Source organism: Alphaproteobacteria bacterium, assembly GCA_040216735.1.
Lineage (GTDB): Bacteria > Pseudomonadota > Alphaproteobacteria > SHVP01 > SHVP01 > CALJDF01.
On the sequence record JAVJOO010000003.1, the window covers coordinates 163,465 to 185,668 of the forward strand.

Here is a 22,204-nt window from a genome sequence, read left to right on the forward strand (position 1 = left end):
GCTTCCCTGATACGGCGGTGATGTTTCCCTGTTCCTATAGTCTCCAAGAGCGGCAGGCGGCCCGAAATCGCTAGATTTCCGCGTTACCGTCGCGCACATGCAGACGGTATAGGTCGGTGCGGCGGTCGTCCCAGTTGCGGGTGGTGCCCTCGAAGCGGTGGCGCGCGAGGGTGTCGAGGTTGAGGTCGTGCACGATCACCATTTCGGTGTTGGGCGTACATTCGGCCGCGATGCCGTCGCGGTCGAAGGCGATGTCCGACGGCGTATAGATTGCCGACTGCGCATAGTGCACTTCGGCCGCGTCGAGCGAGGGTAGGTTACCGATCGCTCCAGCTTGCGCGACGTAAATGTGGTTCTCGATACACCGGGCCATGGCGCACCGGCTGACCCGTAAATGGCCCGAGCGCATGTCGGTATTGGACGGAACGAAGATCAGCTCCGCACCTTTGTGAACGGCGATACGGGCAAGTTCCGGAAATTCTATGTCGTAGCAGATCAAGATCGCCACCTTGCCGCGGTCGGTATCGAAGACCTGGACGGTGTCGCCACCGGTGACACCCCAATGGCTTGCCTCGCTCGGCGTGACGTGGATCTTGTACTGCCGGTCGATACTGCCGTTGCGACCGAACAGGTAGGCCACGTTGTAGGTGGCATCGTCTTCGACCGTTAGGTGGGTACCGCCGACGATGTTGACGTTGTAGCGGATGGCGAGGTCGGTAAAGAGATCGAGATAATCCGGGGTGTAGGCCGCGATCGCCCTGGCCGCCTCGTATCCCCGGGCGTGGCCGACGAGGGGAAGGAGTTGCGTGGTCAGGAGTTCGGGAAAGAGAACAAAATCGCTGCGATAGTCAGAACCGGCGCTGACAAAAAATTCGCACTGGCGGGCGAAATCGCCAAAGGACAATATCTGGCGCATTTCATACTGCACGACGCAAAGCCGCGCAGTCCGGCTGCCCGCCATATCCGGCTGGCGATATTCCGGATTGGTCCATTCCATAAGTGTCGCGTGCCCGGCCGACTGCACGTCCTCTGGCATATAGCCGTGCATGATCCGTCGGACGCGAAACCCATTGGCAAGTTGCGCGTTGAGCACCGGATCGTCGAGAAGGCGTTGCTCCACGCGCTCGGCATAGTCCTCCGGCGACATAGCATCCGCGTGAGCGCTGTAGCCGGGGATCCGACCGCCAATGATCATGCCCTTCAGGTTTTGCCGGCGGCATATATCCTTGCGCGCATCGTAAAGCCGCCGGGCGAGGCGCTTCCCCTGGAATTCCGGGTCGATCGCAATGTCGATTCCATAAAGGTAATCGCCGTCCTGGCGGTGGTTACGGATAGATCCCTCGTCGGAGATGTCTTCGAATTCGTGCGCGGTCTGGGCCTCGTCGCCAACGACAATCAGGCTCGCCGACACGCCGACAAGGTCGTCGTCGTACTCCACCCCCAACTGGCCGGCCGGAAAGGTACGGAGCTGGCTTTCGAATTCTTCCTTCGTCCACGGATCGATCGTCTGAAACGCCTTTTGCTGGACGGCGCGAACAGCGTCGTAGTCGCCGGCGCGCAGCCGGCGCACGTGCACCGAACGCTCATATTCACTTAGGTCTATATCCGGCATAATTGGTTCCCTCGTCCGAGATGCTCCAAGTCGTTCCCTGGGGGAATAGCATAGGCGCGCTGGATCATGCGCATTGAGGGACCCTGTGTCACGTTGCCCTTGAGCCGCTGGCTCGATACCTTTGTGGGAACGAGTGGCCGGTGGACGAGAGGGAGGCAGGCCCATGTACGACCCCGCGCAAGATTGGGTGGACACCTACGAGATTGTCGATCCCGAGGGTCGGCTCATAGAGGAGTTTCGCGCCAAGCCTATTGGCTTCCGCTCCGCGGAACTGCAACGCGTTCTGCTCAAGATGCAGATCGATCCACGCTGCCCGAACTATGTTCTGTTCTGCCGCACACCCCACAAAGAGTGGTTGATCGGCCGCATGGCCGCGCGTCCTGGCGACCCGGTTGTGCTGGAAGAGGACCGTGTCTTCAGCTCGGTCGAGGAAGCCGAATGGGAAGTCTTTCGGCGCCGCTGGACACTGCTCACCGGGCAGGAGATCGCGTAACGCACGTCGGGGGGAGGTAAGGCATGCTCAAGATACTTGGCTATCCGGATCGGTTTAGCGTAAGGCCCGGCGAAACCATCCGCTTCATGGTCTCCAGTGAACTCGGCGGCCACTACACCGCGGACTTCGTGCGCATCGTTCACGGCGACGTCAACCCCGATGGACCCGGGTACAAAGAGATCGAGGTTAAGGGGCCTTCTTCCGGGACCTATTCGAGCCGGATTCAACAGGTCCATCCGGGGTCGTCCGTAGTGGTGGCGGACCACCCGAAGCTTGCGAACCTGTCGAGTTTTCACGTTCAATGTATGGTCTGGCCGACGTTGCCGACGCGGGGCGAACAGGGCTTGATCGCCAAATGGTCGCCCGATCGCGGCGGCTTCGCCCTGATCCTCGACGAGACCGGCGCCCCGGCGCTGCGGCTCGGCAACGGCGATGGCGGTGTGCAAACGGTGTCGACCGGGACGCCGCTGATCGCGCGCGAATGGTATCGCCTCGACGCAAGCTTCGATGCCGACAAGCGCAAGGTTGTTCTGCGCCAAATCCCGCTCTTCGACCATCCAAGTACGGCAGCGCGCACGCGAACAGAGAAGCGGGTCGACGTCGTGCCAATTCTCGACAACGGTGCGCCGCTGACGATCGGCGCGTGGTTCGAGCGTACCGAGGGCGCGCGCGTCATCACGGCAGGCCACTACGACGGAAAAATAGACGCGCCTCGATTGCTGCGCCGACCCTTCAACGATACCGAGGCCGAAGCCCTCGCGGCGGCGTCTTCGCCCAACCTCGCGGCCAGCGTTCACCCGTCGCCGGTTGCGGCCTTCGTGGCCGATATCGTCGCGGCGTGGGATTTCTCGCAAGGCATCGAGTCGACCCGCGTGCACGACGTTGCGGCAAATCGACTCGACGGTACCCTGAAAAACCTGCCTACCCGCGCCGCCAAAGGCCACAATTGGACCGGCGAGGAGATGAACTGGCGTCATCGCCCCGATCAGTATGGTGCCATCCATTTCCATCACGACGATCTCTACGACGCCGGCTGGGAACCCGACTTCGAACTCACGGTGCCGGCGGATTGGCGCAGCGGCTCGTATGCGGCGCGCCTGACTTGCGGCGCCCACGAGGAGTACATCCCATTTTTCGTTATCCCGCCGCGCGGCCGGCCGGGCGCAAAACTCGCGTTCCTCGTCCCGACCGCGAGCTATATGGCGTATGCCAACGAGCATCTGCTGATGAGCGGGGAGGCTTCGTCGGGCCTTGGCCGCCTCGCTGTGTTCACCGCCCGTGACATGTATGTGAACGAACACCGCGAGATCGGCTATTCGCTCTACGACTATCACGCCGACGGAAGCGGCGTATGTTACTCCTCGCGCCTGCGTCCGGTCATCAACATGAGGCCCAAGTACCAGTTCGGTGCGGGCATGGTCGGCTCGAGTTTGCACCAATACAACGCCGATACGCATATCATCGACTGGCTGGAGGCTATGGGCCACGCCTTCGATGTGATTACCGACGAGGATCTGCACAACGAAGGTATGGAGCTGTTGTCCGGCTACCGCGCCGTCATGACCGGCACCCATCCTGAGTACTATTCGACCGCGATGCTCGACGCTCTGCATGCCTTCAAGAATCAGGGCGGGCGATTGATCTATATGGGCGGCAACGGTTTCTATTGGCGTATTGCGTTTCACCAGGACCTGCCCGGCGTGATCGAAGTGCGCCGCGCCGAAGGCGGGATACGCACCTGGATGGCTGAACCGGGCGAGTACTACCACAGCTTCACGGGCGAGTACGGCGGCATATGGTTGCGCCAGGGCAGGCCACCCCAAACCCTCTGCGGTGTCGGATTCACGGCGCAGGGTTTCGATATCTCCGCGCCGTACAAGCCGACGCCCGATAGCCGCGATCCGCGGGCGGCTTTCATCTTTGACGGTATTCCCGAGGGCGCCCCGATCGGCGACACGGGACTTGTTGGCGGCGCCGCCGGGGGGTTCGAGCTCGACCGGGCCGACCGCCGCCACGGCACCCCGCCGCATGCCCTGGTGTTGGCAACGACGATGGGCGGTCATACCGACACCTTTCTGGTCGTGCCCGAAGAGTTGCACATCACCGCGGCCAATATCACCGGCACCTCGAGTCCGTTGGTCCGGGCGGACATGGTGTTCTATGAAACGCCGGGTGGCGGGGCGGTGTTCTCGACCGGTTCGATCGCCTTTGCCGGATCGTTGTCGCCCAACGGATACCGCAACAACGCGTCGCGGATGATCGACAACGTGGTCCGACGGTTCGTCGATGACGCGGCCTTCGTCGCGCCCTAGGGCGATCGGTGGCGGTGTATGTGTTGCGTTGCGGGGGATGTCCCCCGCACAATTGGAACAGAAACAGACAGCACGAATAGAAGGGGAGAAATACCGTGGCAGATGAACCCGTAATCTACATCGACGGTGCCTATAAGCCGCTCAGCCAAGCGAATATCTCGGTCCTCGACCAGGGGTTCTTGCTGGGCGATGCCGTGTTCGACGTCGTGTCGGCGTGGAAGGGGAACCTGTTTCGGTTGGATGCGCATCTCGAACGTTTCGAAGATTCGTTGCGCGCGACCCGGCTCAACCCGTCGCTCGACCGGGCAGGCTGGCGCGACGCGATAATCGAAACGGCGCGGCGCAACAAGCTACGCGACGCAAACATTCGCTTTATCGCAACCCGCGGCGTTTCCAAGCAGGTCATCGCCGATCCGCGCGACAATCAACCGACCGAAATTGTGTGGGCCGCGCCCTACGTGTTCCTTGCCGACGATGCCGGCCGAGCCAACGGCATCCGCCTGATGATCAGTCATCTGCGCGGGTTCAGGCCCGACACGCTCGACCCGCGTTACAAGTGCGTGGATCGGCTGCATTTCCAGTTGGCCAAGATCGAGGCGCTCGAGGCGGGATACGACGACGTGATCTGGCTGGACCAGAACGGGCATGTCGCCGAGGGGCCGGCGTCGAATATTTTCGTGGTCAAACGCGGCGTCCTACACACACCGGGCGAGGGCGTGCTGCGGGGGATTACGCGCCAGGTCTTCCTCGATCTCGCCGCGCGCGCCGGGGTTCCGGTACGGGAATGCAATATTTCAGCGTTCGACCTTTTCACCGCCGATGAAATTTTTACAACCAGTACGGCGGGCGGTGCCTTGCCGATTCGCGAAGTCTCGGGCCGTCCCCTGGCCGGAGAGGTGGCGGGGCCGATCACCAAGAAACTCGACGGGTTGTATTGGGCGATGCGGGAGTCGGGTGAGGACGGTACGCCGATCTACGACTGAATGTCCTGGCGGACGAGGGGCCGAAGCAACCATGTCAGAAATGAATGTCATCGAGATGAACGGACGGGGTGCCGCAGAAGTCATGCGGGTCGCGCGGCGCCCGATTCCTGAGCCCGCGGCCGGCGAAATACTGATCCGGACGCGGGCGATCGGCGTCAACCGCGTCGACATTCTACAGAGAATCGGTCAGTACACGCCGCCCTACGGTATTGTCGACGTACCGGGGGTCGAGCTCTCCGGCGAGATCGCAGCGCTGGGTCCTGGTGTGACGGGTTTCTCCATCGGGGATGCGGTCTGCGGCTTGGTGGTCGGCGGCGCGTATGCGGCGTATTGCGCCGTTCCGCAGGCCCAGGTGCTGCGTTTGCCGAAAGGCTACGACTTCATCCTAGGTGCCGCGTTGCCGGAAGTGCACTTTACCGTTTGGACGGCGTTAATGCAGCATGGTCGCTACCGGGCGGGCGAATCGCTCCTCGTCCACGGCGGGTCGAGCGGGATCGGCACCACGGCCATCATGTTGGCGCGCGCGTTGGGTGACGGCGATATCTATGCGACGGCGGGGAACGACGCTAAGTGCCGGGCCTGCGAAGACCTGGGTGCCACGCTGTGCATTAACTACAAGACCGAAGATTTCGTAGATGCCATTCGTGCGCGGCGCGGGGCAGCCAGCCTCGATGTGATCCTCGATATGGTGGTCGGTCCTTACGTGCCCAAGAACCAATCGCTGCTCGCGCCGGAAGGTCGCCTGGTGTTCATCGGCTTGATGAGCGACCAACGCGAATCGCAAATCAGCACGACCGCGGTCATGCTCAACCGGCAGGTCATCACCGGTGTGTCGTTGCGCGGGCAAACGCTGGAACAAAAAGCCGCTATCCGAAACGATATGGAGCGTGTCGTCTGGCCGCTGCTCGACCAAGGCAAGATGCGTCCGGTCATCGATTCGGTCTACCCGATGACCGACGCTGTCGCGGCGCACCACCGCCTCGAAACGAGCGAACACATCGGTCAAATCGTACTTACCGTCGAGCCGTAAGCGGAACAGTTCTCTGACCGGGCCGCCGCGAAAAGCGCCGCAAAAGAGGGGAGATATGGGCGACAACGACGCGACGCGCAAAGAAATGCTCGGCCGGGCCAAGGAACTCCGCCAAGAATTTGCGGCTACTGCTTCGGAGGTCGACCGGACCGGCGCGGTCCCGTTCGATAATCTGCGCCGGCTCCAAGAAAGTGGGCTCGCGCGCCTGCTGGTGTCGCCGGGGACGGGCGGACTCGCGTCGGACTCTGGCACCGCGTCAGATCTGGATGTGCTTTCCGACATCCTCGTCGAGCTCAGCGCTGGTGAGAGCTCGACCGCACAGATTTGGAGCGTTCACACCATCGTTTCCCGTTTGGTGTTGGGCACCCAACTCGACATCGATTCGGACCTCCAGCGCGAACTCGTCGCAGGGGTTCTCGACGGCAGTATTCGTTTCTCAAACGCCTCGGCCGAAGGCGGCCCGCGCCGCGGCGAGTTTTCGACGACGGCGACGCGCCAAGGCGATACCTACGTGATCGACGGCACCAAAATCTTCGCGACCGGCAGCGAAGGCGCCCAGTACAGTATCGTCCCCGTCATTTCCGACAGCGTCCCTGGTGGGGGCCTCGCCTACGCGCTTGTCCCGATGGATGCCGACGGCGTCCGGTTGCACCACGACTGGGACAATATGGGCCAGCGCGCCACCGCCAGCGGCACCGTATCTTTTGAACACGTCGCGATCCCAGCGCGCTACCACCTTTCGATCAAGGGCGGCGCTGAATCGATGTTCGGTCCAACCAGCGTATTCGGCTTGCTGTTCCAAACCGCGATCAATTCGGTGATTCTCGGGCTGGGGTTCGGCGCCTTCGAGGTGACATGTGAGTACGTGCGCAGCTTCGCGCGACCGAACCTGCCGTCGATCGAGTCGGCCGCCGATGACCCGGTCAACCAATGGCATGCCGGTCGCCTCTCGGCCCAGCTTGCCGGGGCGCAGGCTTTGCTGCGCGAGTCGACCCGGTTGATCTGGGACTTCGAGCGGTTGGGCGGTGCACGCGGTCCGGTCTCGGTCCACATGATGCGCGCCAAATACGCGATCAACGAGGCCGTGCTCGAATCGACCGGGCAACTACACCGTCTCGCGGGGGGACGGGCGACCAGCAACAAGTACCGCCTCGATCGCTTTTGGCGCAGCGCCCGGACCCTCACGGTACACGATTCGATCGACGCCAAGCTGCGTCAGATCGGTGCCTACGAAATTACTGGCACGCCGCCGCCACCCACCATTATCAGCTAGAGTCGCCGATGGACCGGATCGGTCGAAATTGCCAGCCGACACACTGAGGTGAACGCCATGAAAGCTTATGAAATACAGGATTTCGCTAAGTCGGGCCGGTTGCGATTGGTCGACCGTCCGGATCCGGTACCCAAGGCCGGCGAAGCCTTGGTCAAGATGCGCGCCACCGGTTTGAATGCCCGCGACCTCACGATCATGCAGGGCGATCAGTTCGGCCGCATCATCCCGCCGACCCGGATTCCGTTGTCGGATAACGCTGGCGACGTCGTCGCGGTCGGCGAAGGCGTCACCGGCGTCAAGCCGGGCGACCGCGTCACCATGACCCACTATTGGCGCTGGCTCGACGGCACATGGGACGAATCCATGCGCGAAGAAGACTACGCGATGTCGCTGGACGGTTTCCTTGTCGAGCAGGCTGTCGTTCCAGCCGCGGCGCTCATCAAGTTGCCCGACAGCATCTCCTACGAGGCGGCCAGCACGTTGCAAAGTGCCGGGCTAACCGCGTGGCATGCGGTGGTCGAAGCGGGCCACGCCAAGCCCGGCGCTACGGTGGTGACGATCGGCACGGGTGGGGTGTCGGTGTTCGCAATGCAGTGGGCCAAGCTGGCCGGCGCGCGCGCCATCGTCACGTCGTCAAGCGATGCGAAACTGGCGCGCATGAAGGAACTCGGCGCCGATGACGGAATCAACTATGCCGATACGCCGGAATGGTCGAAGGCGGTGATGGAACTGACCGGCGGTCGCGGGGCCGATCTGGTCGTCAACAACGTCGGCCTGGCCGAACTCGATCAATGCTTGGAGGCGTGCGCGTCCGGCGGTGTCATCGCCCACGTCGGCGCCAACCCGGTGTCGCGCGACCGCAAGGCCGCGGTGCCGCAACCGCCCAAACGCCTCGGCAACCTCATCATGCGGAGCTTGACGATCAAGGGGATCATCGTCGGCAGCCGCGCGATGTTCGTGAACCTGATCGACCAAATGGCAACCCACGGCGTCGAACCCATCATCGATCGCGTCTATCCGTTCGACCAAGTGAACGACGCGATTGCCTACATGGCCGGTGGCGACAAACTCGGTAAGGTCGTGATCCGAATTCAATAGGTTCTCGGTCGCCAAAACGATTGCATCGCGTGGGTTCGTCCCGATCCGCCAGCCAAACAGCTCCTGATTACTGCGCGGCTGGGCTGGTGGTGATGCCTCCCGACTTGGCGGCGAAGGTCCCTGCGGCTTTGTAGTTGGTGCCGATAACGTGGAACTGTCCACCCTGTTCGGCAACCGCGTCGCTGCCACCTTGGAAGAACGAGCCGTGGAACGAAATGCTCTTCGTCCCATTGGAGCCGCTTCCGGCGAAGTCGCGACGGTTCGTCGAGTTCGCCGACACAGAAACGTTAGAGAAGTTCGAGCCGTCGAAATTCGTCACGGTGACGGCGCCCGAGTGGGTTGAGAAGTTCCAGGCATTCTGGAACGTACCGACGGCCTGATAGCGGCTGCCGTTATTGTCGACCGAGCCGTTGAGGTGCCCGCTATAGGTTGCAGTACCGGTCATCGGGATATCGACGAGCGCTGGCAACTTACCGGCCACCCATGTTGCGAGATGAAACCGGTCGACGTTGCTGCTGGCATCGACGCCCTCGGCGACCCAATAGCCCCACTCCAGGAATTGGCAGGTGCAAAAACTTACCCCGCTGGGGAGAAAACCGGTGGTCGGTACGACTTCCTGGTTGACCATGAAAAAACGCAACGCCGAAACCGCTGTCGAATTGATTGTGCTGGTGGAGGCGCTTGATTCGCGGGCGGCAAAATTGTTGTCGTCGATGAAAGTGCCCCGGCCGCTCGTGCCCGACGTCGTTCCAAACCTGAGTTCGTAGTTCCGGCTATCGTCCTCGATCTGGACGCCAAACTCGCCGCTAACCCGGTTGATGGACGGGTCAGTGATGATTTTCACCGCAGTCGGGTCGCCAGGCGAACCTGTGTTGCTGTCGTCGTTCTCAATAATGAATGAAGGGAGCGCCGTGGTTGTATTGCGTTCGACAAGGCCGGCGGCGTAGCCGTTCAAGGTCCGCGCTGTGCGCGTGTTCCCGATACCGCTCGGCGCCGTCGTCGGCGTTGCGACATGGTCGTAGGAGTAGAACGTCGCGGCTGTGGAATCGAAGGGCTTTTGTGCGCTCAACGCCGTCGTCAGCGTGTTTTCTCCGGTCCCGTAGAAGTCATTGTTCAAGACGAAATACGACACAGCGCCACTTGCGTTGGTAAACAATGAGGCGCCGCTCGAGTCGGGCACGCTACCAATACCGCCAGAACTACGGACCAAAGCGCTTGTCGCGCTGGTCCGGCTCATGCCGCGCATACCGCCAGTGATCGAAGTTTGGTTCTGGCTGTTTAGGATGAACGTGCCGGTGTGCCCCACAAGGAGCGACTGTTGCGACGATCCTTGGCCGACGATTGCCAGTGTTGTTTGGAGCGTGGCGCTAGCGCTGGACGTTGATGGGCGTCGCGCGATGTAGAAGGGTGAAACGTTTGCCGATGACCGCGAGACCGCCGAGCCATCTGAAAAAATGAACGGAATATCGGTCGATGTGCTGTTGAGAAAATCGTTGCGCAGCGAATAGGCTAAGACGGTGAAACCCGAGGTCGATGACGATCCTGACGCGAGGGGAATCCCTGCAAACGTGAACGCCCGGTTGTTCGAGCTACCCTCCGTCAACTCATAGAATAGAAAGCGTTGGTCAGAGGAGAGGACGCCAGTGCCGTCGACGCTCCCGAAGGGCGTTGTCCCGGCGTTGCTCAAACTGAACGTCCCGCTCTTGATCGGAAGCGACAGTGTGGAAGTGCCGAGGTTCGCGGTGAAGGTTGCGCCAGACGACGATGCGCCGGTGAATCCGATGTTGCGGCTGGTGTCCGGGCTGATGGTGCTGGTACTGGAGTTGAACGTATTGGAGAGATATTGCTGCCGGCTGCGATAGCGCCCCGTCAGGCCGGTGATGGAAATGCCAAGGTTCTGGTTCAAGTTGGTGTTTTGCTGAGCCTGGGCCGTTGTATTCTCAGCTGTTTGCCCGCCATCGCCCTGCGCAGCCGGTGGCCCAGCCGGGGGGGCTGCCGGCTCCAAAGCCCTGGGGCTGTTGCCCGAACCGAGCGCGCCGAGATTCGAACTTGCGACTCGTTGGTCGGTGGGGCGCTGGCCGCCCGCCGGTTGAGCGGGAGAGCCATCATCGGCCGGCGGCGGAGCGGTGCCCTCTAGCGAACCAAGTGCCGCATTTAAGGTATCTCCGGTGGCCGGAGCTGGGTTCGACGGCGGCGCGTCCGACGCGGTTGCCGAGACCGTGAAGCCGGGCCGATTGACCTGCTGGCTACCGCCTGCTGTGTCGACCGTCATTTGATCGCCGAACAGGAATGTTGCTTGCGTCGCGCCATTGTCGGCAACGTTGACCAGCGCGATCCCACCGCGAATACCGATGGTTGCTGTTGGCGTTTTCAGCGTCACCGGGGTGCGCTTGCTGATCTTCCCCCCAACCATCCGGAAGACGCCCTTCGTTGCGCTCAGCGCGATCTTGCCGGTGCCGGTCGCAGGGTCGTAAACGAACTCATCGAGCACGAGGTCGGAATTGGGCCCCACGGTAAAGGCGCTTTCGTCCAAGAACAGCATTTGCGCCTGGCCGTCGGCCGACGTAACGATCCGTTCGTTAGCCTGGATATTGACGCCAACTTCCAGCGTCCGGGTCTCGGCGGCGGGAGGCGTCCCCTGCGCATTGGGGTTCACCGCCGCGGCGACGCCGATTTCCGGTGTGTTTTGGGCCTGTCCGCCGGTGCCGAAGCTGAATACCGCGAGGATAACCGCCAGCCCCATCGACCGCAGAAAAACTTGGATTATCGCCACTGAACGGTACTCCCAGACTGTGAACCAGCAACGGGGCGAGATTACGCCCAACGGAGCAGCGTCACCACCGCCTTGGACGTGCTAGTTGGTGGATGTCCGCGTCACTATAGAGAAAGTCGTCTCCGGGGTAGTTTATCCGGACGCTCACACCAGCTAGGGGCGCAAAGGGGAGGCTACAGCAGCCCTGCCGCACGGACATGCCGGCGTACCGATTCGGCCGCCCAGTCGAATCCGCGGAAGCGGAACGCCGCATACCCCACCGCGTTGATCCCCGCCGACAAGCCGCACAGCTGCGTAAAGTCCTTGACGCATTGGAAGAACGGAAACAGATCGCGTTCAGCTTGGTCGCGTGGGCGCACCGCGTCGTAGGCGGCCAGGAAGTGCGCGGCGATCTCCGGCGGGTAATTGTTCTTCGCGGCGGACCAGCAAAAACTCCCGAGTTCATGGGACATGTGCCCGTAGCCGCAGGTTTCGAAATCCATCAGCGTGACGCGACCGTATTTAACGAACGCGTTGAACGGGGTGGTGTCGCCGTGGGTCGGCGACATCGGGGCTTCGGGGCCGAGTCGATCGAGCGTGTCGGGGAGGACCTTCGCCACCCGCCGGTAGAACGCGAGATCCTCGGGCCGGTCGCCGAGCCGTCGCGCCAGAGCAGGGAAGTCCCGGCGGATCGAGTTCGCATGGTCGAGCTTGCGCCGGTCGCCGCCGGGAAACCGTGGCGAGACGAGGTGCAGCCGCCCGATCAACGCCCCCAATTCAGCGGCGTTCTCTACGGTCGGGGCCGCCGCGATCTCCGCGCCCTCCGCCCAATGGAAAAGTGCGACGTAGCGCCGGCCCTCGGGCGCTTCGACGGAAAAATGGCCCGGCCCTGCGCGGGTCGGTAGGGCCGGGGAGACTGGTAGGCCTTCGCCGTGCAGAAAATCGAGGTAGTCGAGTTCGTAGACAACCTCGTCCGCCGTGCGTCCCCGCGCGTTCCACAAACGAACCGCCAGCCGCTCGCCGCCGCACCGCAGCACGTAGACATCGTTCATTCCGCGCGCCAACAACTCGCAATGGAGCGGTTGGGGCAGGTCGTAGTGGTCGTCGATCTCGGCGCAAAGCGCGTCGGCATCGACGATCGAATGGAGGATCGGCAAGATGCGGCGACCTTGCGTCGGATTGGCGCGGTCTGGATCGCGTGGCGCGGCCATAGAGATCTCCTTGGCGCGGTGGCGCCTGCGGTATGCTACAGGACGGGTGCCGCGCTTCCCATGCCGGCATCCGGTGCATTGAAGGGCCATCGGGAGGGATGTTGATGAATTCCGCAACGACGACCGAAGGGGCGCCAGACGGCGGCGTTGGCCTGAGTGCCCTCGCCGGGGCCACCGTTACCTGTACCGCACTCGATACGTGCGTCCGACATTATGCCGAATGCCTAGACTATCGCCTCGTCTCCCAAGGCGTCGTCGACGAAGCCCTCGCCACCCTGTGGCAGGCGCCACGCCAGACCGGACGACCATTCGCCATCCTCCGCCCCGCGATCGGTGGGGGCGATCAGTGGGTCAGGTTCGTCGAGGGGCCGGTCGCCGACACCCCGCCGTTCCGGACATTCGGTTGGAACGCCCTCGAAATCAGCGTCCGTGACGTTGTCGATTTGAAGCAACGTCTTGAGGGGTCGGTCTTCGAGCGGCTCAGCGGGCCGCATTTCCTCGCCAACGGCACGAGCAGTATCCAAGCCATGCAGGTACTCGGTCCCGCCGGCGAAGTGTTGTACCTCACCCAAATCCCGGACGAACCGGACAAGGCGCATTTGCCCCAGGCTCGGGTCGCCGTCGATCGATTGTTTATCGCGGTGCTCGGTGTACCTGATGCTGCGGCCGCGCAGGACTGGTATGCGTCCCGGTTCGATGTCACGCGGAGGCCACCTCGGACCGCGATGCTTCGCGCCCTGAATCAAGCTTACGGGTTTGAGGAAACGCGACAGCATCTTTTGGCTTCGGTGCGGCTTACCCGTCAGGGGATGATCGAAATCGACGGCTACCCACTCGAAGCGCGCTCCCGCGAGGCGCGGCCCGGCTATCTACCCGGCGGGATTTCGTCCGTCACCGTGTTTGCCGACCAGGTGCCGCCGACGTTCGCGGATCGCGGTGTCCGAATCGACGCATTTCCGTACGGCGGCGCTTGGGTCGCGGCTCTCCAAGGAACCGCTGGGGAACGGCTGGAATTGGTCTGTGAGGCGACGCCGTAGCCTCGCCGTCTCGGGTCGTTGTCCGCATGGTGCAACGCCGGTTTCGTGGAGATCGTTGGCGCCGTGCGGCCCACGTATGATCGCTGTTCGTCAGGCTGAGGGAGCGTGGCGCTTCACCCCATGGGAGGTCAAGAAATGCTAAAACGAAATCGGAACATAACGCCTATCGGCTTATTGGGTGTCGCCGCGGCGATGCTGATGCCCCTGGCGACCGCGCAGGCCCAAACGGCAAACGATACGATCCGTTTTGCGACCGCGAGCCTTGCGCCGGCTTTCGGGCGACCGGAACAGGGAACGGCGTCGCCCAGCGTTTACTCCGTTTGGCCCTTCTACGATTCGCTGACGATGGTTAGCCCGAAGGGGGAGGTCTCCGGTCTTCTCGCGGCCGGTTGGGAAAACATCGATGCGAACACGTGGCGGGTCTCGCTGGTGCGAGGCGTCAAATTCCACAACGGTAAGGAACTCACCGCGGATCACGTCGCGGCGCAGTTCACCTATTTGATCGAGGATGCCGACGCTGCCGGCACCGTGGCCAAGTCGACCAATGAACGCCAAGCCTTTGTCGCCTCCGCTCGGGCGATCGACAGCCATACCGTCGAATTCAAAACCACTCAGCCGAACCCGGAGTTGGCGCGCCAGTTGGCGGGCTTCTGGATTCCCGAAACCGACGTGCGAAAGGACCTCGGGACTGCGGATTTCTCTAAAGCGCCGGTCGGTACCGGCCCCTACATGAATCCCAAGTATAGCGGCGGGACCGACGGTGAAATCAATGCGACCGCGTTTCGCGACGGGGTGCGGAAGCCACAGATCGGCAACCTGAGGGTCATAGCGCTCAAGGAAGCAGCGTCGCGCGTCTCGGCCCTGGTCTCCGACCAAGTCGACATCGTCCAAGGCGTACCGTTTGACGCCAAAGACCAGATCGAGGCGGCGGGCCACCGGGTCGATTTCGCCGACCGTCCGTCGGTACTCGGGTGGCGCTTCATGGCGGTTCGGGAAAGCAGTCCCTTCAATGACAAGCGCGTTCGACAGGCGGCGAACTATGCGGTCGATCGCGATTCCATGGCACGTGACCTCCTCGGCGGCACCTCCGTGCCTGGCGGCCAGTGCGCCACTCGAAACACGTTCGGCTACAACCCCGACGTGAAGCCCTACCCCTACGATCCGGCAAAGGCAAAAGCTCTGCTAAAGGAGGCGGGATTCGAGAACGGATTCGAAACCGAGGCGATGGTCATTCCAGGTTCGTTCCCGGCTGACAACGAGATCTATCAGCTTGCCGCCGCGCAACTCACCGCGGTTGGTATTCGGACGACGTTGACGGTTATCACGTTCCCGCAGTGGTTGGACATGTGGTTCGGCCGCAAAAAAGCGCCGGACGGAACGATGGGGTTCTCGGACATTTTTTCAAACGCCTGCCACAACTTCAACGCTATCCCGTTCGATTCGTATCCCAACCTGACCTGTAAAAAGGGAGAGCTACCGTCGAACTGCAACAAGGAAGAAACTGCTTTACTCGATAAGGCGATGGGCGAGTTCGATGTGGAGAAGCGCCGTAAGCTGATCCAGGAACTCATGGCGTTCAACCACGATCACGCTCCCAACCTTTTCTTCGTAGAGTTGACCGACCTGACGGGAATTAACAAGCGAGTTCAGGGATTTACGAACACGATCCAACGGTTCAATTTTCACGAAATTACGCTCAACTAATCGGGACAGATCGGAGGGGCCGGCGCGGGTGACTGCGGCGGCCCTTCTTTTTTTACGGTGTTCTAGGGCGGTTGACCCAAAGTGCCTTAGGGTGTGGTTCCTTCACGTCCGCCTTCGCGTCTCATCAGGTGACCGCGTATGCCCTACGTAGAACACGACGGCGCCGAGATTTACTACGAGACCCACGGCGAGGGCCCGGCGCTTGTCTTTGCTCACGGTGCCGAAGGCAACACGCTTAGCTGGTTTCAGCAGGTGCCCGTCTTCAAAGCGCACTACTGCACCGTGCTTTACGACCACCGTGGCTTTGGTCGCTCTATCTGCGCGCCAGCCGATCTTCAGCCGTCGAAATTTGGCGGCGACCTTCTGGCGGTGATGGATGCGTTGGCAATCGAACGGGCGGCGGTCGTCGCCCAGTCGATGGCGGGGTGGGGGGCCCTGCAAGCGGTTCTGGCCGCACCGGAACGGATTTCTGCCCTCGTCCTTGTGGCTACGTCCGGCGGGCTCGCCCCGCCTGCGGGAAGCGGCGAGGCACCGGTAGAAAATGCGGCGCCGCTCGCTGGGCGGCTCTCGCGGTTTGCCCTGGCCCCCGGTTATCCGGTTCGTGCGCCGGCGATGGCCTGGCTATTCGATCAAATATCTTGTCACAACGGCCAGATCGAGCTCTTGGCGTCACGCCTCGGGGCGAACCTGATCGATCCCAAGGATATGGCAGGCTTTGCAGTCCCGACGTTGGTGATCGCCTGCGGTCACGATACGTTTTTCCCGCCGTCGCTCCTCGAGAGCGTGAGTGCGATGATTCCTGGTGCGCGGTTTGCAACGATCGAGACCGCCGGCCACGCCCCCTACTGGGAAACGCCCGGGGCCTTCAATGAGATGGTGTTGGCGTTTCTCGAGTCGCGCCGGTCGCGGCGTTAGGCTGCAGCGGTTCGCTCACCAAACGGTCATTGCGCAGCAGGTTTGCTAGACCCCGGGGCTGCAACTAGCTAGGCGCGCTCGAGACTGCTGCCCTTGACCACCCGTTCGTGGGGCTCAAGCACACTCTTGATGCGGTACTGGACGTCGCCACCGCTGTCGGGGAGGAGGCGCACTACTTTGTACTCGCCTATCGCAGCGGTGCGGTTCATCGGATCGCGGCGCAACCGGACGTTCTGTCCGACGCGGAAAGTCGCTGTCATGAATCCTCCTGTGTAGTGCCGGTACGGCGCACCAGCGTACGGGCCGCGGCCGGAATACTACGCGGACGGTTTCGCGAGAAAAGAGGGGCGAACTATGGCGCTCGGTCCGCGCCAAAGTGTCTGCGGACGCTCCAGCCTCAAGTTGGATGCCGCCACCATCGGACTCCGGACCGGTAATAGCAAGGGTCGGGAGTTGCCGTCGACGGCGGCGCGCGACGACCTCCGCCCTTAGTGTGTGCCGGCCGCCTTCGCCCAGATCGCCACTGTCTCTTCCAGTGTGCGCGATTTATCCAGCGTTTCTCGGGTTTCCGCCGCGAGCGGCGTAGCGGCGAGCAAACGGAACAATGCCGCGGCGCCCTGGTGAAATCCTTCCGGCAATCCGACTGCATCGTAAGTGGCGGCGATTTCCTCCATCTCGCCAACCCAACGTTCGGCGTCAGCGGCGAGCCAAGGCACCGCGCCGTTCATGGCCTGCCATGCGTTGGGTGCGCGCCGCGCGACTTCCGCCGCCAAGGCATTGCCGAGCCCGTAACGGGCGGCAGCGATCAGCGCAGCGGCGTACAGCGCGTTGGTTCCCTTGGTGATCGACGCAAAACACATTTTTAGGGCGGACGCATCGCCGATGCGGTCCGATAGCAGCGTGACCGCCATGCCTTTGCCGTCCAAAACCGTCAGATGGTGTGCGGCGGCCCCGCTGGCGTAGAACTGTGTGGTGTCACGTCCAGGTGCGCGACCGATGATGCCGCCGTCGATAAAGGGAACGCCTGCTGCCTCTGCCTGGTGCGCTATCGCCATGACCGTTATTGGCGACACCGCATTGCAATCGGCGTAGGGAACGGTGCGGCCCGTCCGCCGCATTGCGGCGATGGCTTCGGTAGCGATCGCGGGCGCGGCGCTCGGCGGGGCGATCGATAAGAACAGGTCCGCCGCTTCGATCACGGCGTCCAAACTCCCCAAGTCTTCGAAACCGCCAATCTTGGCGAGCTGGCGGCTCCGGGCGCTGCGTCCAGTCAAATCGGTCACGACCCGGTGGCCATGGTCGCGCAGGGCGCTGCCGACGGCATGTCCCATGTCGCCGGTACCGACGATGGCGATAATGTCGTTCATCACGCCACTATAGGCCGGAATCGTGACAATGGTTCGTTCCACCGGCGCGTCATCGTCGTGAGCTTGCGATGGCGCGGCTGCCATGTTCGCGTCAAAGTTGGGTGGTTTGATCGCCAGCGCCCGAGTCGCAAGGCACGTGACTCCCCGCAAGAACGAGTGGGGGCAAGAGATTCATCTAGGGTCGCGGAGCGTCAGGTCCGAGGCGTAGTTCCCGGTTTGGTTGCGGACGGTCACAGGCGAAAACCGGATGTCGGTGGCGCGCCCCGGACCGACATCCCCGCAAATGTGGTCGCCGTGTAACTCGATCGATTGGCAGGGCGGCCCCGGGCCCTTTCGCCCGGTCATTGTTCCCCTGGGAAAGTGTCGCGAGGGAAGAGATATGGACTGCACGACGCACCGAACCGGGAATAGCGCCGAGTACTTCACCCTCCGCATCGTCGACGAGGATCCTGCGACGACGCTCCCGCGCGGTGCGGTGGTCGTTGTAGACTGGCGCGACCGAAGACTAATCCATGATCGTTGCTACCTGTTACGCGACCGGGGCAACGCAACGTTCGCCCGCTACTGCCAATCGAGCGGTGGGTTCAGGACCAACGACGAAACCCGGACGCCGCTCGCACTGCCCGTTGATATCGTCGGCCGGGTCGTCAGCGTCATGCGCCCTCTCTAGCGTCGACGACATCCTCGATACACCATCTTGCGTCCGGGCAAGCTAGGATGGATTGTTGCTCGCGCCAGACCAATGGAGCCCGGTTTTACAATGAAAGATGTCGAGTTGCGCCTTGCACTCGTGTGTTACGGCGGGGTTTCGCTCGCCGTCTATATGCACGGCGTCACTAAAGAATTCCTCAAGCTGGTGCGGGCGTCGCGGGCTTACCACGCCGGGCCGAAAGGCGCCACGCGTGCCGACGCGAGCTATCGCTCTTCGGTGCACAGCGCCGATCCGGAAATCGATACCGAGCAGGTCTACTTCGAGATTTTTCAAGCGATCGGGAAGACCCTAGATTTGCGTGTGGTGGTCGATGTCATCACTGGCGCCTCCGCAGGCGGCATCAACGGAGTCATCTTGGGCCGCGCGCTCGCCCACGACCTCTCGCTTAGTCCGTTGCGTGACGTCTGGTTGGAGGCAGCGGACATCAATCAACTACTCGCCGAGAATAGAGCGGCGCGCATCTGGTCGAAGTGGTTCCTTAGGCCGTTGATCTACGCCTACGTCCGCCGGACGCGGGAGACCGATCCTGAAATGCGCGAAAAGCTGTCACGTTTCTTGCGGTCGCGTTGGTTCCGCCCACCGTTCGATGGCGCCTATCTCGCCAACGTGCTGTTCGACGCGATGGTGGCGATGGGCGAACCGGCGCACCCAGGTGCGTCCCTAATTCCTCCCGGCCAACGCCTCGATCTCGTCGTAACCCTGACCGATTTCTATGGCTATCCGCAACGCGTCCCGATGTACGACCCGCCGTTCGTTACCGAACGCGAGCATCGCCACACCCTGGGATTTTCCTACCAACGCCACTACGGCGGCGAGGAGCATAGTCAGTTCACCACCGCCGACGTGCCGTCGTTGGCCTTTGCGGCGCGCGCGACATCGTCCTTTCCCGGCGCTTTTCAGCCGGCGCAAATTGGTGAGATGGACGGCATCTGCGCCGACCGCGGCGTCGCGTGGCGTACACGAGAAGCATTTCTTAGGGAGAACTTCGCACGTTATGTGCAAGCGGGTACCGATCCGGCGCTAACATCCTTCGTCGACGGCTCGGTACTCAATAACAAACCGATTACCCAGGCGATGGATGCCATTCGTGGTAGGTCTGCCCATCGGCAGGTCGACCGGCGCGTCGTCTATATCGACCCCGACCCGGCGCGGGAACCGCCACCGCCAGACGGCCGCCGGCCCGGCTGGTTCAGCACGCTGAAGGGCGCGCTATCGGATCTACCGCGCAACGAACCTGTGTTCGACGAACTTAGTTGGGTACGCAGCTACAACGGCCGCGTCCGCCGTCTGAGGGCGGGTGTCGAGGCGTCGCGCCCGCAGGTGTCGGAAAAGGTAAGGCAACTCAGCGGCCGCTCGCTGGAGCGGGTCTCGAAACCGCAAGACCTTGCCAATTTGCGCGAGGCAGCGAACGCCGAAGCGGCGCGCGAAGGCGGCTTTGCCTACGAGGCTTACGTCCGCCAAAAACTACAAACGGTGATCGACTTTGTTGCCGCTCTGCTCAGCGAGCTCGGTGGATTCCAACCCGAATCGCCGGAGGCCGTGGCGGTGGCGGCGCTGTTCGAATCGTGGTGCCGCTCGAACGACATTCTCATTGCCGACGGTCCCATCCCGGTCGCCGACAATGTTCTGCGTCGGACCCCGCCGGCGTGGGTGCGGTTCATGTTGCAGTTCGATTTGCCGTTCCGATCGCGCCGATTACGGTTTGTAATTCGTCAACTCAATATGACCTATGCCCGTATCGATCTTGAGACCAACGGTGGTCCGACGGCTGACGACTTCAACAGGTTGAAGGGCACGCTCTATGAGGTCGCCGAGTCGATGCGGGCGCGCAACTCCGCGGCCTTCGCCAGCGTCGACCTCATCCGCTCGATCCGAAACGCCTTCGGCGTCGATCCGGGTTCGATGAACGTTGCCGCGTTGGATCCGTTGATGGCGGATTTGGCGCGGGAGATCGATCTGAAGAACCAGAACGGCCGTATCGATGCAACACTCGCCGCGTTGCCCCGTTCATGGAAAGAGGTCCGCGCCGATCTGCTGACGGCCTACATCGGCTTTGCGTACTGGGATCCCTTGACGTTCATCGCCTCGAACTGGCGCGAAGCCGAGGACTATGAAGAGATCCGAGTCCACCGCATCAGCCCGGCTGACGCCGACACCATTCGCAAGGGCGGCGCGCGCGCCACCTTGAAGGGCGTCGACTTCGGCCACTTCGGCGCCTTCTTCAGCCGCAAACGGCGCGAAAACGACTATCTCTGGGGACGGCTGCACGCCGCGGACCGGCTGGTCGATCTGGTTTTGGACGCCGCCGCCAAGCAGGGCGCGGTACCGGACGAAGACGCCGTCAGCATCAAGAAACGCCTGTTCGAGGCGATCCTCGCGTCGGAGAGCGCGACACTCTCGAAGATCGCCGACGTATTGGATCGGGTCGGCGAAGAAGTGGCGCAGCTCTGAGACTCCGTGGTTAGGCAGCCGAGGGTTCTTCCAATCTCATCCCCCGGGTATTGGCGCTCTTCATGTCGGCCCCGGTAAGATCGGCGTAGCGGGTGTAGCCGACATCTTGTCCGTCCAAACTACGCACCTGCATTGAGCGAAGATCGGCCCCGGTCAGATTGGCTTTACGCAGAACCGCGCCGCGTAGTTTTGCACCGCGCAAATCGGATGCGGCGAGGTTCGCGCCTTCGAAATTTCCGTTGGTCAGGTCGGCCAATTCCAATTTCGCTCCGCGCAGATTGGCGCCGGCAAAACTACAGTCGACGAGCCTGGCACCGCTCAAGTATGCGCCGGGTAGGTCGAATCCCGTAAGGTCTACGCCCTCAAGGTTGAGCCGGTGCCCGCGGTCGCCGTTCGACGCCGCCCATGTGGCATGGTCACGCAGTTGGGATTGCAGGGTATCTGGCAACGAGAGAATGGCGCGCAGTGCGTCGTCCGCCCCGCGTGCGTCGATCGATGCCCCGGCAAGAAGCGCACCGCGAAACTGCGAACCCATCACGCTGGCACCCTCAAGGTTTGCGCCTGAGAGGTTTGCCGCTGTCAGGTCGGCGGAGTCGAGTTTGGCGCCGGCCAAATTCGCCATCGATAGATCGGCTTCCTCGAAATCGACGCTCTCGAAGTTGGCTTGTTCGGCGTCCACGTTCTTTAGGTTGGCCCGTTTCAACGTCGTAAACAAAAGACGCGCTTTTCGGAGGATCGATCCTTCGAGGTTTGCACCTGTCATGTCGGTTCTGGTTTCCGCGGCGCCTAGGCTCGCCTTACCGGGACGCAGGTCCGCGCCGGCAAGGTTTGCGCCCTTGAGAACCGCGCCGCGAAACCGGGCGCCGCGGAGGTCGGCGTCCGCAAAATTGACCCGCGTCAGGTTGGCGCCCGACAGATTTGCCCCGAACAGGTCGGCGCCGCTCAAGTCGGCGGTGGTGAAGTCGACCCGAGACAGGTCGGCGCCCACCAGCGATGCTTGACGCAGATTGACGCCAGGCAACTTCAGCCCGGAGAGGTTGGCACCACGCAGATCCGCACGCTTGCCGCCCGGCTTACCGGTCGCAAAACGTGCGTGATCGCGCATGATAGAAACGAGTGCCTGGGCGTCTAAGGCTTCCAAAATAATGTTGTCCTTGGTGGTCGGGTACCCCATCAATGCTAACGGGATTCAGCCCGGCTCGCCCGCAGTATCGATTCGGATTTTGAGCGCATTTGATTGAGTTTCGACGAACG

17 protein-coding genes are annotated in these 22,204 nt (G+C 62.4%); 11 read left to right on the forward strand and 6 right to left on the reverse strand.

Features of this window, described 5'->3' with window-relative positions; all coding sequences use genetic code 11:
* Positions 1–70 precede the first annotated feature (70 nt).
* A complete protein-coding gene (locus RID42_08900) occupies positions 71–1,612 on the reverse strand; it encodes a GNAT family N-acetyltransferase (protein ID MEQ8247789.1) in 1,542 nt (513 codons plus the stop codon).
* Between the two features lie 163 nt (positions 1,613–1,775).
* On the opposite strand from RID42_08900, the gene RID42_08905 reads away from it, so the two are divergent.
* From RID42_08905 to RID42_08930, 6 genes are all read left to right on the forward strand, one after another.
* Positions 1,776–2,105, forward strand: a complete 330-nt coding sequence (locus RID42_08905) for a hypothetical protein (GenBank protein ID MEQ8247790.1) — start codon at positions 1,776–1,778, stop codon at positions 2,103–2,105.
* A gap of 23 nt (positions 2,106–2,128) precedes the next feature.
* Entirely contained in the window at positions 2,129–4,417 is a 2,289-nt protein-coding gene (locus RID42_08910) for a N,N-dimethylformamidase (GenBank protein MEQ8247791.1), read from the forward strand.
* A 95-nt stretch (positions 4,418–4,512) separates the two neighbouring features.
* Complete coding sequence (locus RID42_08915) at positions 4,513–5,400, forward strand: aminotransferase class IV (GenBank protein ID MEQ8247792.1); 888 nt, start codon at positions 4,513–4,515, stop codon at positions 5,398–5,400.
* Positions 5,401–5,431: 31 nt separating this feature from the next.
* A complete protein-coding gene (locus tag RID42_08920; GenBank protein ID MEQ8247793.1) occupies positions 5,432–6,430 on the forward strand; it encodes an NAD(P)H-quinone oxidoreductase in 999 nt (332 codons plus the stop codon).
* A 55-nt stretch (positions 6,431–6,485) separates the two neighbouring features.
* Positions 6,486–7,703 (forward strand): acyl-CoA dehydrogenase family protein, encoded by a 1,218-nt coding sequence (locus tag RID42_08925; protein MEQ8247794.1) that lies wholly within the window; start codon positions 6,486–6,488, stop codon positions 7,701–7,703.
* A 57-nt stretch (positions 7,704–7,760) separates the two neighbouring features.
* Positions 7,761–8,801 (forward strand): NAD(P)-dependent alcohol dehydrogenase, encoded by a 1,041-nt coding sequence (locus RID42_08930; protein MEQ8247795.1) that lies wholly within the window; start codon positions 7,761–7,763, stop codon positions 8,799–8,801.
* A 67-nt stretch (positions 8,802–8,868) separates the two neighbouring features.
* On the opposite strand, the gene RID42_08935 is transcribed toward RID42_08930, so the two are convergent.
* Both RID42_08935 and RID42_08940 read right to left on the reverse strand, forming a co-directional pair.
* The gene (locus tag RID42_08935; protein MEQ8247796.1) at positions 8,869–11,574 is read right to left on the reverse strand and encodes a FecR domain-containing protein; all 2,706 of its coding nucleotides are present in this window, start codon (positions 11,572–11,574) and stop codon (positions 8,869–8,871) included.
* A 173-nt stretch (positions 11,575–11,747) separates the two neighbouring features.
* Positions 11,748–12,764: a phosphotransferase gene (locus tag RID42_08940; GenBank protein MEQ8247797.1), complete on the reverse strand. Its 1,017-nt coding sequence runs from the start codon at positions 12,762–12,764 to the stop codon at positions 11,748–11,750.
* A gap of 104 nt (positions 12,765–12,868) precedes the next feature.
* Here RID42_08940 and RID42_08945 point away from each other — a divergent pair, with 104 nt between their 5' ends.
* From RID42_08945 to RID42_08955, 3 genes are all read left to right on the forward strand, one after another.
* Positions 12,869–13,801: a hypothetical protein gene (locus RID42_08945; protein MEQ8247798.1), complete on the forward strand. Its 933-nt coding sequence runs from the start codon at positions 12,869–12,871 to the stop codon at positions 13,799–13,801.
* A gap of 135 nt (positions 13,802–13,936) precedes the next feature.
* Positions 13,937–15,505, forward strand: a complete 1,569-nt coding sequence (locus RID42_08950; protein ID MEQ8247799.1) for an ABC transporter substrate-binding protein — start codon at positions 13,937–13,939, stop codon at positions 15,503–15,505.
* 138 nt (positions 15,506–15,643) lie between these two features.
* Positions 15,644–16,420: an alpha/beta fold hydrolase gene (locus tag RID42_08955; GenBank protein MEQ8247800.1), complete on the forward strand. Its 777-nt coding sequence runs from the start codon at positions 15,644–15,646 to the stop codon at positions 16,418–16,420.
* A 68-nt stretch (positions 16,421–16,488) separates the two neighbouring features.
* Here the strand turns inward: RID42_08955 and RID42_08960 are convergent, their stop codons facing one another.
* Positions 16,489–16,680: a hypothetical protein gene (locus RID42_08960; GenBank protein ID MEQ8247801.1), complete on the reverse strand. Its 192-nt coding sequence runs from the start codon at positions 16,678–16,680 to the stop codon at positions 16,489–16,491.
* A gap of 228 nt (positions 16,681–16,908) precedes the next feature.
* Positions 16,909–17,871, reverse strand: a complete 963-nt coding sequence (locus RID42_08965) for a DUF1932 domain-containing protein (GenBank protein MEQ8247802.1) — start codon at positions 17,869–17,871, stop codon at positions 16,909–16,911.
* 295 nt (positions 17,872–18,166) lie between these two features.
* Here RID42_08965 and RID42_08970 point away from each other — a divergent pair, with 295 nt between their 5' ends.
* Both RID42_08970 and RID42_08975 read left to right on the forward strand, forming a co-directional pair.
* The gene (locus RID42_08970) at positions 18,167–18,457 is read left to right on the forward strand and encodes a hypothetical protein (protein MEQ8247803.1); all 291 of its coding nucleotides are present in this window, start codon (positions 18,167–18,169) and stop codon (positions 18,455–18,457) included.
* Positions 18,458–18,547: 90 nt separating this feature from the next.
* Positions 18,548–20,950, forward strand: coding sequence for a patatin-like protein (locus RID42_08975; protein MEQ8247804.1), 2,403 nt, complete (start codon positions 18,548–18,550; stop codon positions 20,948–20,950).
* A 10-nt stretch (positions 20,951–20,960) separates the two neighbouring features.
* Here the strand turns inward: RID42_08975 and RID42_08980 are convergent, their stop codons facing one another.
* Positions 20,961–22,124, reverse strand: a complete 1,164-nt coding sequence (locus RID42_08980) for a pentapeptide repeat-containing protein (protein MEQ8247805.1) — start codon at positions 22,122–22,124, stop codon at positions 20,961–20,963.
* Between the last annotated feature and the right edge of the window lie 80 nt (positions 22,125–22,204).